At 43.4% G+C, this 14,120-nt stretch carries 11 protein-coding genes; 6 read left to right on the top strand and 5 right to left on the bottom strand.

Features of this window, described 5'->3' with window-relative positions; genetic code table 11:
• The first annotated feature begins 11 nt into the window (after window positions 1-11).
• Window positions 12-458, top strand: coding sequence for a hypothetical protein (locus PNK_RS00800; protein ID WP_032124824.1), 447 nt, complete (start codon window positions 12-14; stop codon window positions 456-458).
• Between the two features lie 68 nt (window positions 459-526).
• Here PNK_RS00800 and PNK_RS00795 read toward each other — a convergent pair whose 3' ends face one another.
• Genes PNK_RS00795 through PNK_RS00785 form a run of 3 tightly spaced genes read right to left on the bottom strand, consistent with a single transcriptional unit; the run spans window position 527 to window position 3,181 of the window.
• Complete coding sequence (locus tag PNK_RS00795; protein ID WP_032124823.1) at window positions 527-1,315, bottom strand: NifU family protein; 789 nt, start codon at window positions 1,313-1,315, stop codon at window positions 527-529.
• Between the two features lies 1 nt (window position 1,316).
• Window positions 1,317-2,498, bottom strand: a complete 1,182-nt coding sequence (locus PNK_RS00790) for a cysteine desulfurase family protein (protein WP_032124822.1) — start codon at window positions 2,496-2,498, stop codon at window positions 1,317-1,319.
• A 5-nt stretch (window positions 2,499-2,503) separates the two neighbouring features.
• Window positions 2,504-3,181, bottom strand: coding sequence for a 2,3-bisphosphoglycerate-dependent phosphoglycerate mutase (locus PNK_RS00785; RefSeq protein ID WP_032124821.1), 678 nt, complete (start codon window positions 3,179-3,181; stop codon window positions 2,504-2,506).
• Between the two features lie 337 nt (window positions 3,182-3,518).
• Here PNK_RS00785 and PNK_RS00780 point away from each other — a divergent pair, with 337 nt between their 5' ends.
• The 3 genes from PNK_RS00780 to PNK_RS00770 all read left to right on the top strand — a co-directional run bounded on the left by PNK_RS00780 (window position 3,519) and on the right by PNK_RS00770 (window position 6,268).
• The gene (locus PNK_RS00780; protein ID WP_032124820.1) at window positions 3,519-4,223 is read left to right on the top strand and encodes a pseudouridine synthase; all 705 of its coding nucleotides are present in this window, start codon (window positions 3,519-3,521) and stop codon (window positions 4,221-4,223) included.
• A gap of 8 nt (window positions 4,224-4,231) precedes the next feature.
• Complete coding sequence (locus PNK_RS00775) at window positions 4,232-5,410, top strand: small ribosomal subunit Rsm22 family protein (RefSeq protein WP_059059692.1); 1,179 nt, start codon at window positions 4,232-4,234, stop codon at window positions 5,408-5,410.
• 300 nt (window positions 5,411-5,710) lie between these two features.
• A complete protein-coding gene (locus PNK_RS00770; RefSeq protein ID WP_158021651.1) occupies window positions 5,711-6,268 on the top strand; it encodes a hypothetical protein in 558 nt (185 codons plus the stop codon).
• Window positions 6,269-6,400: 132 nt separating this feature from the next.
• On the opposite strand, the gene PNK_RS00765 is transcribed toward PNK_RS00770, so the two are convergent.
• Window positions 6,401-7,381 (bottom strand): M48 family metalloprotease, encoded by a 981-nt coding sequence (locus tag PNK_RS00765; protein WP_059059689.1) that lies wholly within the window; start codon window positions 7,379-7,381, stop codon window positions 6,401-6,403.
• A gap of 335 nt (window positions 7,382-7,716) precedes the next feature.
• Between PNK_RS00765 and PNK_RS00760 the strand changes: the two genes are divergently transcribed.
• Window positions 7,717-9,519 (top strand): hypothetical protein, encoded by a 1,803-nt coding sequence (locus PNK_RS00760; RefSeq protein WP_032124816.1) that lies wholly within the window; start codon window positions 7,717-7,719, stop codon window positions 9,517-9,519.
• 179 nt (window positions 9,520-9,698) lie between these two features.
• Window positions 9,699-13,106, top strand: a complete 3,408-nt coding sequence (locus tag PNK_RS00755) for a LysM peptidoglycan-binding domain-containing protein (protein ID WP_059059686.1) — start codon at window positions 9,699-9,701, stop codon at window positions 13,104-13,106.
• Window positions 13,107-13,125: 19 nt separating this feature from the next.
• On the opposite strand, the gene PNK_RS00750 is transcribed toward PNK_RS00755, so the two are convergent.
• Window positions 13,126-14,019, bottom strand: a complete 894-nt coding sequence (locus PNK_RS00750) for a hypothetical protein (RefSeq protein WP_059059684.1) — start codon at window positions 14,017-14,019, stop codon at window positions 13,126-13,128.
• Between the last annotated feature and the right edge of the window lie 101 nt (window positions 14,020-14,120).

Below are 14,120 nucleotides of genomic sequence, written 5' to 3'. Positions count from 1 at the left end.
AGGAGATTTTCATGATTAATGGTTTCTTTCATACAATTCAACGCGATCTCATCGACGTAGCTCGAGCAATCAAAAATGAAGCACCACGCAACGAAGAACAAAATCAGCGTATCACTCTATCGGCCATGCGTATTTTTGCATCTGGTATCATGGGAATGGGCGCTTTAACAGCCATTTCTACGCTTTCGTTTTTTGCAACTGCTCCCGTATCGGCTGTTTTGACAGCGACAATCGGGGTAGGCCTTTATGCTCTCGGACACGATGTTTTCTTACTTGCAAAGCGTTGCCAAGCATTGCAGAATCCAATCAACAATCTTGAAAATGGGGCGAGAGGATTCTTTAGAGATGTGAACAATTTCTTCACAGGCAACCAAGCTGGAAATGGACACGTTGAAGAATTCACTAATGAGACCTTCTTCCAACCACTATGGGTGCAACTGCTCAGCCGACAAGCTTAAAGTATTTAAGCCTAATAAGGATATCTAAAAAGATATCCTTATTTTTTTGCCTATCACTAGTTAAAAATCTATTGATGAAAAGTGGATAGATCGGGTACGACGTGCAAGTTTGGGTGGAGCTTAGCTCTTAAAACTTGCTGAATGTAAGAAAGGGTTGTGCCCGTAGCTGAAAAGCATGATGTACAAGAGCCTTTATAGGCAATTTGCACTTCCCAATCATTGACCAAGTCAAGTACCTCTACTCCCCCCGCATCCAGTTCGATATAAGGGCGCACGTCGCGGTCCAAGACGCCTTCAATCAAACTTACTTTTTGTGTGAGTGAAAGCTCATCCCAACCAGGATAGCCTCCTTCTAATATTTCCCCAATGTCAAGGGGAGCGGGTGGGGCCACATAACCTGACGACAAAGGAATATCCAAACATTTTTCCGCCGCATTTTCAATCGCACTCAAGATAATGTTAAGGTGGGGCGAGGTTTCTTTAGGAAAGGCCGGCTCGTCTTGACGATCCCTCACCTGTTTATCTAAGAGCTCGACACTAATGCGCTTGGCCTGGTCATAATTTTTGCCGATCACCAGCTCACAGGCCACTTCAGCAGCGCCAATTAAAGCAGACTGTCCATAAGCTTGAAACTTGGAATCGACGATGATGCCATCATCTGGATCCACCAGCCAATAAAAAATCACGGCATTGCCATCGGTCAGCTTTCCCTCTTTCCCCTCGATCAGGCGCATCGTGCGCTCTGCAGATTGTTCCTTGGTAAAAAATCCGACGCATCGGGGCTTGTCGATCTTAGCCAGCAGTTTTTTGCTGTAGCGCGACCATGGAAAGGATTGGATTAGAGTTTGCAAGCTCATCTTATAGGGTTTCCTTTGTCTCAAAAAGACGGCGAGATGTTTTAGCAAGTGTATGAGCACTTTCAGCAATCAATTCAATGGCCCGATCAATTTCAGCTTCGGTCGTGTAGCGAGAGAGGCTGAAAGAAATTGCACTATAGGCTAGATTTTCTTCCATGCCAGATGCGATGAGAAGCAGTCCCAGCTGCTGAAAGCTTCCACCGCCAATGCAGGCATACACCCCTTTACGGTTTAATAAATACAGCAACGCTTCACTCGCAATACCTGGAAATAATAAGGTCGTGCAGTGCGGCAGCCTTTCTTGCTCTTTAAAGCAAATCTTAGCTTCAGGATAAGCTTTGACTATGCCCGTTTCCAATTTATACTTAAGCCTGGCGGTCTCTGTACAGATGAGATCGCGGCACTCCAACGCTTCTTGCGAAGCGTAGGCCAAAGCGGCGAGCGCGGCCATGTTTAATCCACCAGCTCTCAAGCCGGCTTGATCCGATCCTCCGGCAATAAAGGGAGAACACTTGATTCCCTGCCTAATATAGAGTCCGCCCGTGCCTTTAGGCGCGTGCAGCTGATCGCCGTTAAATGTAATAAAGTCGGGTTTAATCTCTTCGAGCTCATAAAAAAGCTTGCCCAAGACATGTGTGGCATCCAAATGCAGGCGAATCCCCCGCTGTCTGCAGAGTTCGGCAATGTCTGCAACCGGCTGCACAACGCCTGTTAATCCGTTTGCCCAAGAGAGAGATACAAGCGCCGTACGAGGTGAAATGGCTTCCGCCAAAGCTTGTGCCGTGACTATTCCATTACTATCCACTTCGATCATCTTAGCCACACACCCGACAGGCTCTAAACGAGACATAGCCATCAAGGCTGGTGCTTCGTCAGCATTCGAAGTAATAAATTGATTTTTTCCAGTTGGCAGAGTCGTGTCGCGATAGACAGAAGAAACGACTTGATTCACCGCTTCAGCGCCAGAAGAAGTTAAAACAAACTGATCGACTTCTTCCGCGCCTAAAAAAGAATAGAGCATCTTATAATACTCTTTTAAAGCAGGAAAAAGCTCCTGCCCTTTTTGATGAGGAGCAGAAGGAAGGCCCCATCTTTCAGTCAAATAAGGCATCATTTGCGTGATGGCTTGCGCGGAGGGGCGGCTCGTGGTGCTATTATCCAAATAAATGGGAGAATGGGTCATGTCTTTCACACTTGTTTAAAGTATTGTCCTTGCCTGTATTCATAAATAATCGGATGTCCGGTTGCCAATTCGAGGCTCACCACTTCCTGAGACGTCAATCCATCCAATTTCATGATGATCGATCGAAGCGAATTGCCATGGGCTGCAACGAAAATATTTTTTCCCTGTTCTAATTGTGGAACGATTGCATCTTCAAAATAAGGAATCGAGCGTGCGGCCGTCATCTGTAAGCTTTCTCCATTGGGAGGAGGAACATCGAAGCTTCGCCTCCAAATGTGAACTTGTTCGGGACCATATTTTTCAGCCATTTCTGCCTTGTTAACGCCCTGCAATTCGCCGTACATTCTTTCATTGAGTTGCCATGCACGAATGACAGGAATCGTTTGAGACTCTGTTTCTGGACTGTAAATAGTGGCCCATTCTTCCAAATGTCCTTCACCCGGATGCAAGATCACTGGAACCTTGCCTGAATGATGCAAAGTCATAGCCAGCATGGCTGTCATCTGGGCTCGAATCAAAGAGGAAGTAAAGATGAGATCGATCGGTTCATCTTTAATTATTCTTCCGCCTTCTAAAGCCTCTTCCACACCTTTTGATGAAAGTGGAATGTCAACCCACCCCGTAAACAGATTGTATAAATTCCACTGAGACTGTCCGTGGCGCATCAAAATTAACTTAGCCATTCTGCTTTCTTCGCCTCTCATTTGCTTTTTGACATAGGCTCTACAGCTGAAGCAATGCGCTCAGCCAGATGTTAGAGTAAATGAACTCAAATTTTTTGGTTGGCATCAAAATCATACTTTTTTATTCTAGCATACTCTAATCGTAGCATAGATTGCCCTTGCTGCAAAATAAAACCAATCACTAATCCATTTATAATAAAAAAAATTCAGCAACTCATTCTATTGATTTTTAATTTTTTATGTACTATTATTAATCAAAATTCATCTTGTTTTTACCAGCCATCCCAATGGCTGCCGGCAAACTGCCGTTCAATAAAAAAATCCCAATAGGACATTTGTGGAAAAGAATCGATTAAGTAAAATCCTCGCAGCAGCCGGTGTTGCTTCGCGAAGAGCTTGTGAAGAACTTATTTTTGAAGGACATGTCAAAGTCAACGGGCAAGTCGTACTTGTTCCGCAAACTCTTGTCAATGCTGAAACTGATCTAATCACCGTTCGCGACCAGCCCATCAATAAGAAAGAAGATAAAGTTTATTATCTACTCAATAAACCTGCTGGCTATATCTGTTCTGCCAGAAAAACAGGACAAGCCAAGCTTGTCTTAGATCTCTTCCAAGATGAAGGACATCGCCTCTTCACTGTTGGCCGCTTGGATAAAGATACACAAGGACTATTGATTGTGACCAATGACGGTCATTTTGCCAATGAAGTCATCCACCCTTCAGCCAATATACAAAAAGAGTACTTAGCCAAGACCGATCAGGAAATTTCTCATGAGCATCTCATAGCTATTACCAATGGTACATTAGTAGAAGGGGCTTTTGTCAAGCCTATCAAAGTTCAAAAAGTGCGCCGCGGCACACTCAAAATTGTCATTGGCGAAGGTAAAAAACGAGAAGTGCGCCTCCTCCTCAATGCGGCTGGCTTAAAAGTCCAAGAATTAACGCGTATCCGTTTGGGCGGACTCCACTTGGGCCCCTTGCCGCTCGGAAGTTGGCGCCCTTTGACAGAAATAGAAAAAAAATTGATTTTTGCACAATAAAAGTTACGATGAAAACAAATAAAATTCCCCCAACAGATTTTGAAACGGTCATGCCTCTTTTAATTAATGCCTGGCGCCGCTTTCACAAACTATCTGGCCCAGCCGATGCCCTGCAAACAAGAGAGTTTCGCAGTGTCGTATCGGCCGTCCAAAAACTGCAAAAAGGATTGGAAACAGGACGTGATTTGAGCGGGCAAGACTACTTTTCGCAGCCCGATTTGCTTGGCGCCTATCTTCTTTATCAATGGCCTTTGCACTATCAAGAAGGTCTAAGCTTGATCAATGAACTACCGACTGTTCCTGGACGAGTATTAGACATTGGAAGCGGGCCTGGAGCCTTTTCCTTTGCCGCTTTGCGCCAAGGAGCAAAAGAGGTCATCGCCTTAGATCGCAGTCTCCCTGCCTTGCAGCTCGCCGCCGACGTATGCGGAAGATACGGCTACCCCCTCACTATTCGCAAACACGATGTGCGCAATCCAGCCTTTCCTGTCGAGGGGCAGTTTGACTTAATCATCGTCGGGCATTGCCTCGAAGAACTATTCCCAGACACACAAAAAGATTGGTTTGATGCACAAAAAGCATGGATCCACTCTTTGCTCGAACGGTTAACTCCGCAAGGTTATTTGCTACTCGTAGAAAGCTCCCTGCTACACTCAAACCGCCGCTTATTGACCTTGCGCGATCACTTGGTGAAAGATCAGGTTCCCGTTCAAGCTCCTTGCGTATGGCGCGGAGAATGTCCCTCTCTACAAGCCAAGAATAGCCCTTGTTATGCGCAGCGCGAACTCGAAAAACCCTATCTCGTAAAGGAAATTCAACGAGCAGCTCAAATTAACCTGGGATCTTTAAAAATGACCTATGTCATTTTCAGAAGCCCCCAAGCACATTGGCCAGCTCTTCCACCAAAACGCCTTTACCGCATTATCAGCCCTCCTATCGAAACTCAAACAGGCAAACGCTTCTACCTCTGCGGAACCGATGGAAAGAAAAATTTAGGCACGCATCTCACAAAGCACCCTCAGGAATCAAGAGCCTTCGATTATCTGAAACGAGGTGAACTGATTTCTGTCGAAGAAGCTCTCGAAAAAGGAAACCTGTTCGATATCGTTCTTGGAACACGGATGAAAATTGAAGCCGCTTTAAATAAGCCCTTGCCGGAAGAAGAGATAGAAGACCTCCCCTACTAGCTCACCTAACGCAAGATTCTTGCAAAATCAAGAAGCCTTTAAGCCAGATCTCAGAACCCACAGTGACGCAAGGAAACTGTGGGTAAGGGGATCGTAAAGTAATCTCCCCTCTCTACGTTAAACTTCTCTTACTCCGCTGCCTTGATTGCCAAAAATTCCCCTGATTGTAATTCCTTCTCATCGCAACTAAATTTAATTAATCTTAATTTAATTTACGATAACTTAATAAAGTTTTTATTTAAAATAATTTTTAAGTTAAATAATACTATTAAATTATTAACAAATAAAAGAGAGTTAGTTATGTCATATACTATGAGTTTGGTTCAAACAGGTATTAGTGCTGTTGTTCCCTTTGCCGATAAGATCCCAGGAATGGAAAATACGGCTCCTAAGAAAATCAGTAAAAAACAAGAGCAGAATCGCTTAAAAGTTGCTCAATCAATGCAAAAGGCGATTAAAGAGGGAAGATTAGATCCTTCCTATTCAACCGCTGTAACTAATATGCAGACAAAAGCTCAAAAAAACATTTCAGAAGCCAATTATTCTAATACCCAATATGGTTTGGATCAATTAGGCAAGCTTTCTCCAGTCTTGGATGCTGTTATTCCAGGATCAGGGATCATCGCAAAAACGGCTGTACAAGTAGGCACGGTTCAAAACCTGAAGCGTTATGCAGATGAAACGCCGAGCACAAAGGATACTCTACTCAAGACTGCGAAGTTTGCAGCACCGATCCTGGCAGGTCTTACAGCTCCGTTTTGGATGCCTTTTGTAACACCAGTCGTTATTGCGACCGGAGCCGCAGCAGTAGTCAGCACAGCCATTGCTTTAGATGGTTTAAGTTACTATCGCGGATAAAACCGCTCCTCACAAAATGCAAAGAAAAAGCCAGGTTTGTACCTGGCTTTTTCTTTTATCCGCATCAACGCTTATAAGTATGCTTTAGCATCTGATGCCCTTAGGCATTCAATATGCCTGTCATTTAAGCAATCAAGGTTTTAAATCAACTTGTTTTTCAGCCTGTGTAAACAGCTGTTGCTTCACCTGTAAACAACGCAACAGACGATCGCGTACATTTTCATTGTGAAAGCTGCCGCAGTGATCCCCCTCAGAATTCGTAAAAAGCTGATAAAAGTGGGGTTCGGTGCCCACGCGATGCTTGTGATATTTGTTGAGCAGATTGAGGGCCATCAAACGCTTAAAAAACTTCACTCCACCTGCCACGTGGTCATTCACCATGAGGGATTGCCGATCAGCATTTTTTTCCTGGCGCCGGACAAGAACCGATTGCAGTCCAATGTAACTGACGGTATAAAAGGCTGCCTGCCAAATCAAACTAGAGCCGGGGAAAGGAAAATAAGCATCTGCTAACAACGCCGAACAATAAGCACCGATTCCACATACAGTCGTATAAACCCCATTCCAGGCGCTATCATAAGATACCGCATGCCCCAAGATTTCATGGCCTATGATGAACTGCATTTCCTCGTCACTCAGGTTAAATGCATAGTCTTTGGATAAGCTCCAATAATGCTCTCTATCTTGAGGCTTCATGGATTTGATGGTTTGTTTTAAATCATCGGGATGCTCGGGAAGATTATCGATAAACTCCCTGAAAAGGGAAGGCAATTTCAAGACAGGACCCTTTGTTGAAACTTCCGTTATCTGATAAGCCTCCAGCAATTCTAAGCCAATAGCTAAAACCGCCTTGTTGGCATGACCATGAAGCTCTGCAAGGCCCCTTCGCTGCAGCCTTATGCTCACTTGGCTCTCAGGAATGCCAGCCACTTGACAAATGCGATTTTTCATCGTCTCAATTTTTTTTAATTTTGCCTGCTCATTCTTTGGCAACTTGGAAGCAAGAGCTTCACCGTTTAATTCCCAATTCTTCTCAGGATAAGTATTTTCTAAAAGCTGAAATCCACCCTGTATAACATAAAAACCACCTCCAAACATCGCCCCTATCGACATAACAAGCTCTCCTATGACTAAAATGGATTTTCACTAATCACGGTTAACATTGGCAATTAAATAAACTTAACATAATATACTCAACACTTAATTAATATACAATTAATTTAAAACAAATTAGTATTACTATTTGAAATCTTTACGTTTAAAAACAGAACTGTTTTTTGCTTCGTTGTTGGGAAAAACCAATCTTTTCCATCCAAATTTTTAAAATATTCTTAATCTAATATTTACATTAATAGACTATGTTTATTTTCATTTATCTGTTGATAGCTACGGACCTGCAAAGAGGGTCGTAGAGATCGACCTACTTATTGATTGTCGTGATAATAAACATGAACAAAAAAAACTCATTCATCTCCACCTCTATCCTATCTGTGCCTGGTACCGCTGGCATTTTGCAAGCGGCTATCGAAAAAATTCACATTTTTACACAACCTGGAACTTCAAGTCTCGAAGTCAAAGAAGATGGAAGTTTAATTGCGACTCAGGGAAGCCCCTTAGACAGGATCGTTGGCTTAGCAAAGTATTACATTGCTCCTCTTTTTTCCGATCACATGCGTTTGGAGCAAGAAAAGAAGCTCAGTCAAATTAAGCGAGAGATTTTACAAGCACGTGATATTCTCAAAAGCCATTCTTCGCTGATTGAGAAATTAAAAGAGGGAGATCCTTCTCAACAGAAGCTTGCTCACTCCGCTTTGGAGGCTATTCATCGCTACAATGCCGTCGTTGCCAAAGATTATACTTCTTTAACGGATACATACGATTTATATAACTATGAAAGAAACCAGCTCTTATTAGATGAAGAGATCAAGGGACAGCCGATAGAGCTGCCGCGTACGGTTTCTATCAAATATGACTCTGATTTGAGTGCCGATACGACAAAAAAAACCTTTAGAGCCTTAGGAGCCTCTTTTCATTCTAGTGCAATGCAAAAAACATGCTCTAAGTTTAGTTCCACACACAAGAAGGGCGAGCAGTTTATGCTCGATACCTTTCGCATGAAGGCCATTCGGCTCGTGCAATCCCATCTTACACAGCAAAATTCAATGGCAGAAGTCTTAAACCTGGTTAAACAAGCCGCTATTGAAATAGAGGAGCAAGATGATTTGATTGTGATGCGTCAACATCTCGAAGTTGGCCCCGGATCGATGATTGCCCTGATTGGGTCTTTTAAACATCCTTCGGATTCTAAATTCCTGAGCATGCCAATCATTGACAGCTTCCGCTTGACGTCGGAGGCCACTCATTCAGGCTTTCCCTATCCCTCTCAACATACAGCTTGGGCCTTGACAGATAAGTTAACGGAAGCGCGGCCTCTAAGGACAGAACAAGCTCCTCGTTTCGAAGAAGTGGATGCTCGCAAAAAATATTTTTCACAACAGCTATTATTCGATCCTCACTATATGGCGAAGGCTCGCCAACTCTATAAACTCAAAAGAGACCTCTTCGACCAGCATAAAGAGCATTATTTACCCTTACACCGCCAATTGCAAACAACGATCTTAGAAGGTGTCTACATGGATTCCGCGGTAATCGATGCCTTGTTAGATCCCTTTTATCACACTCTTGACACTTTAAATTCTCCCTTCGATGCATTGGCCAGTATTCAACAGCGGCTCGTAGAATTATTTATTCAACAGCCGGCTCAAAGGCTAGAAGAGGAATGGCTAGAAGACAGCTCTTCTGTGCTGCGGATAGGAACGTCTCAAGAAAAATTTCACGGGGCCCTAACAAGCCTGCAAAGAAGCCTCGACTCAGCTTCTTCAGAATCAATGGAGCCTCATTACGCTTCTGCTTATCTCGACACCATGGGGCCTTTATTAGGAAAAGCTACTCAAGGCATCGCACTTCAATACTTATCAGAGAAAATTGGCTTTGCCCCTCCCATGCTTAATGATTTCGAAAGAAAAATTCAGATGTGTGCATTCCACCAACTTATCAGCTTTTTAGATGAATTGGAAATCCCCTTAAATGATAAAGACGATTCAATCAAAAATGATCTGACAAATAAATATAAACAAGATATCGAAATTTTCTCTTGCGCAACCATTGAAGACTTTGACAACCTCGCCTCTAGAGTGACAAACGAGCTGGAAGTCTATTTCAATTCCCGCTTTTATATCCAAAGAGCCTGATCTTACATAAAGCTCTTCTCAACCTTTGTTTCCATAATTCAAATTGACAACAAACTTTTATTTGATTATCTTTTCTCTTCTTTAATCAATTCATTTTTAATGATTAATCACATCGCAATTTAATTCGAAAGCTAACATTTATTTATTAATAGATTCTAGAACTACTTTATTGCTCAATCATGATTTATAATGACGTTCCGAGTCCTGCATTGCCTATTGTATGTGATGATGTTTTGCTTCCTCCTATTTATCCCCCCAATCCTCTCCTTTTTTCGGATGAAGCGGTCCAAAGAATTGCTTCCAGCGTTTTTGAAAATAGAGAAGAAGCCAGTGTCGAAAATGTAGGGAATAGAATTCAGCACATTCAGCAAGTAATTGTTTTACGTTCGCAGGATATCGACAAGCTGAATGAGCATGTGCGGGAGTTAAAGGGAGGCAAGCGCACAAAAAACATCTTTTTACTTAGCTCTTTAATTCGAATATTTTATGCATGGTTTCATCGCAAAGAGATCAAAAAAGATGAGGAGCAGCTTGAAGTACTACGACAGCAAGTTGACAACCTTTCTCTGCTCTTGCAACATTTGCGCAAGAAACAACAGGATTTGATGGAAGAAGCAGACAATCACGTTTCCCTGCTGATCAATAACCCTTTACCTAAAGTTAGAAGAGAGAATTTAGAAAGAATAATCACTCCTTTTTCTTCCCTTGGAAAAGATAATCCAACATTAGGCTCATGCGAAACCATTTCTCCAGAAACTCTTATGGCTTTCGAGGAAACGTGTCAAGCACTCTTGATTAAAGAAACATTCTCATTCGATGAAATTGAGGCACTCTTCAAGATCGAACAGGAAATGCGGGAATGTTTGGAAACGAATCCCGACTCCGTCGAATTAGAACAGGTGTATACACACGCTCTTCTTCCAGCTTATCATAAGGCCAAAGCGTTTTTAACAAGGCGCCCTTTTGCCCATTCAGTCAAGCTAGCAGCTTCACAGGGACAAGCGCTACAGGCAGGCCTAGCAGGGCTAGACCAATTGACCGCCCCCCTGCAGACGATCCGGTTTGATGAGGAGTCCGCTAACCGGTTGTATCTCATGAAAGATCTTGTGGCATACAAAAAAAGCAATCGAAGAGCAAAGGAAGAGGCCCATATCATTACTCCTCTTTTTAATTTAAGATCGACACTCGCAACTGTTCCTTCATTTACGATGCAGTGGCTTTCGCGCTCGCGCTACGGCATGCCGATGAAGTGGGAACATTATTCAAGAGGATATGCCGACACCCCTCTATTGAATGCCTCGCTCAAAGCAAGCATCTATGAAACCTTATCGGAGCAGGAAAAGAAAATTGAGGCGGAATTTGCTAAGCAATATTTTCCAATTTCTTCCTTAAATTCCCAAAGGGTCGATTGGGAATACTTAAAAGATGGAGAATGGCAAGCGCTCTCCCTCTCCCAATTGTGTAAACTGTATGACCAGGAGCTCCTCGAAGTCGATTGTCTGATCAAGCAACATGGACAGCAGCCTCTTAGGCTCGACGAGCATCTATTTACAGAAACTGCCCTTGGTAAGGCCTTGCAGTCCAAGCCAAAGCTACCTGAACTTTTCTTCGTTCCAGATCTAAGCGATCCCCAACTAAAAGAGCTTTACCAGGCATGTGAAAAAGTTAAATGGTCGCTGAAAAACTCCCAAATGCAAAAGCGAAAAGTCAGATTTCAGACATTGCAGACGCTTTTTCTAAGCAAGAAAAAATTGATCGATCTAGCCGTTGATTCGCAAGCCAAGTTAAGCAAGACCGAGCGCGACTTTTTAAATTCTAACGTGAATCAAGCCTTGAAAGTTGGATGGAAAATCGCGGCACCAGAAGCCTTCCAAAAAAAAGTTTCCACGAGCTCTCGCATCACCTATCGCTCAATTCGAGATGTTGATGCTAAGCCTTTTATCCAGGAAATGAAAATTATTCGCGAGCTATTCAACAATGTGGAATTATTGAATGGCATTTTGAATAGATTGGATGAAGAGAGCCTGTGGAATATCATCGTCACGGCAGAGCTCCAGTTTTTAGACCTGCACTCCAATAATGTTGGGCTCGCCCCTCGCAAAGAAGGATTGGAAGACGTTTACCACTATTTCAAAGATAAACGATTCCGCCTCACTCCTGCCACCATCGACACGCCCGCCCATTTTCACAGCGAGCCTTCCCTATCTTTTGAAACCTTGTATGAACACTACTTGCAAGGCCTGCTCTCTGATGCAACGTGGGTGACTTACATAGAAGATGAAGATTTGCAGCAAAATCCAATCTCTTTCCGCTTAGATCAACGCCAAGAATTACAAGCTCTTCTTAATCGTCCTTGGCAATTGGTCTTTTACGATTTAGACCTTAATCTGAGCGAAGATAACGAATTGCATGAACAATCCAAATTAATTAAGAGCGATGCAGATCCTCAAACGACTGCACCAGCGCATAGATCGCTTAGCCCTAAATATCGTACCGAACACCTCATTCCCTTCTGCAGTACCTTTCTAGAGCTTGCTCTGAAAGATCTTCCTCTAAGTGATTCGCTGCTTCAACGGCTGGAAAACAGTACCTCTTCAGACAACGAAATGAGGCTGTGGTGCTTGCGCACCGATGCTGCCATTCGCAAAAGGATGCCCGATCAATACCGGAATGAATTAAACGCTAGGCTGAAGCCGCTCTTAGATAACCAGCACTATACCCTGTCGAATTACCGCCGAAAAAACTCAGAAGCGACAATTAAAGACATCCGGTCTGATTTTATTGCATCTTTTATCGATCTGAATTCTATCCCAAATCAGGTATTTTGGAGCTGGATGGAAGAAGCCCTCTCGCATGGACGTGTTCTAGCGGGCGACACATGGGACTCGCTGGCCATCCGCTATAAACAATCAGCCGCTAAGCTTCAAGAGCTTAATGAAGCAGAAGCCTTATCTGGACCAACCATTCGTATCCACTCTTCACTTTGCGGAGAAGATAGCAGAAGCCAAAGAAAACGGCGTAAAATTGCCTCTCAACTATTTCCAAGAATAACCTGGAAACAATATGAAGCCTTAGTAGAGCGCCAAAACAGTCGCACGATTTATCTGCGTGACTATAAGATTCTTAAAGAAAGTCAAAGTTTTCAGGCCATCATCGAGGCGATGCACCTTTGCTTAACAAATGGATCGACGCCACTGACCTCAACTAGAAAAGCCTTTTATTCCAATTTAATCAAGAAATTCAAACTCCCCCCATCAAACTCGACCGCGCTCCTTGATTTCCCACCCTTCTCAGAACTAATCAAACTAAAAAATAGCTTCTTGACTGAGTGCCAGCCAACCTATTTCAATGTCATGAAAGCCATGTATCCGCTCCTCGCCGATGCCCACAAACTCAACTGTTACATTTCATCGAATGAAGCCTCTGCAGGATCGAAAATCGGATGGTCTGACTTTTCTTTGGAAAAGAGCATCAAACTCGCCAAAGAACGCTACCCAACTACGCATGAAGCTCACCAGTTAGCTCTATTCATTGAAGAAAAAATCGCTATTAAAACCGACCCTGCCTATTTTGGTAAATGGCAGTAATAAGCATTCAGCAATTCAGCTAAGCTAGGGGATAGAGCCCAAGCAAAAACTGCCAGCGAAAGGAATGAGTCGCCTGCTCTTGCATGAAAGCCTTTATAGAATCAGTGGTAGAATGAGCAAAATGGCGAATTTCACCATCGCTTAAACGATAGAGTAGATGTGCGGCGTCTGAAGCATTCGCATACAGCTCTTCCAGCTTTTTCTCGCAACGCGTAAAGAGCCATTGCTTATAGATCAAGCGCATGAGAGCAAAGGCAATCAATGCAAGTGGCGCCAATTTCAGTCCCCACAAAGCGCCCGCATTAATTGGTTGATCTAGAACCAAAAGAGCCAAGTCAGCCATCAAGACGGCACCCAAAATAAAAATAAATAGCAAACTCTCCTTAGAAGACTGAACAATAGGCCCGAGCCAGCGCCGCCAACAGGAAGAAGAAGAGCGATACGCCAAAATTTCTTCAAACTGGGGCTCATGATACATCATGCGCCCAACATGAGCTAATTCATGTGCAATCAATTCTTGCCGATCGTAAAGAGCTAAATAGCTCTTTTGCTTGCGAAAACCGGCGCGCAGTTGCAAAAATGCGGACGTTGGAGTCTGCTCGTCGAGCTGGAAAATCCACGCGCATCCCCCATGCCAGGGCGCTAACTGATAATTGTTAAAAAAGATTGGAACCCATCCTGGAGCAATTCCATATAGATCGCTCGTGATGATAGTTCCCTCTTTTAAGATCTCCTGAGAAGCCTGATCCCCCGCATCAAAGGGAAGATCGGCTCCCACTTTTTTTACAAGTTCTTGCTCTAAAGCAAGACAAAAGAAGGCTCTTGCTTTAAAGGCCTCTTCAGTCTCTTCCAGTCCCGGAATGAGCCCTTGGCGATTCCATGCTTTCCATTGTCGATAATCGGACTCTTCCATTAAATACTCTCAGCAGGAGGATAGGTTGAAGGGGCTGCTAATCAGCACCTTCAACAATTCGTACACTATTTCCATTAGAATTCAGTTAAAATTGATCATGC

Source organism: Candidatus Protochlamydia naegleriophila (genome assembly GCF_001499655.1).
Taxonomy (GTDB): Bacteria; Chlamydiota; Chlamydiia; order Chlamydiales; family Parachlamydiaceae; genus Protochlamydia; species Protochlamydia naegleriophila.
Note: the sequence above shows the minus strand (reverse complement) of the source record. Positions and strands in the feature narration are given on the sequence as shown.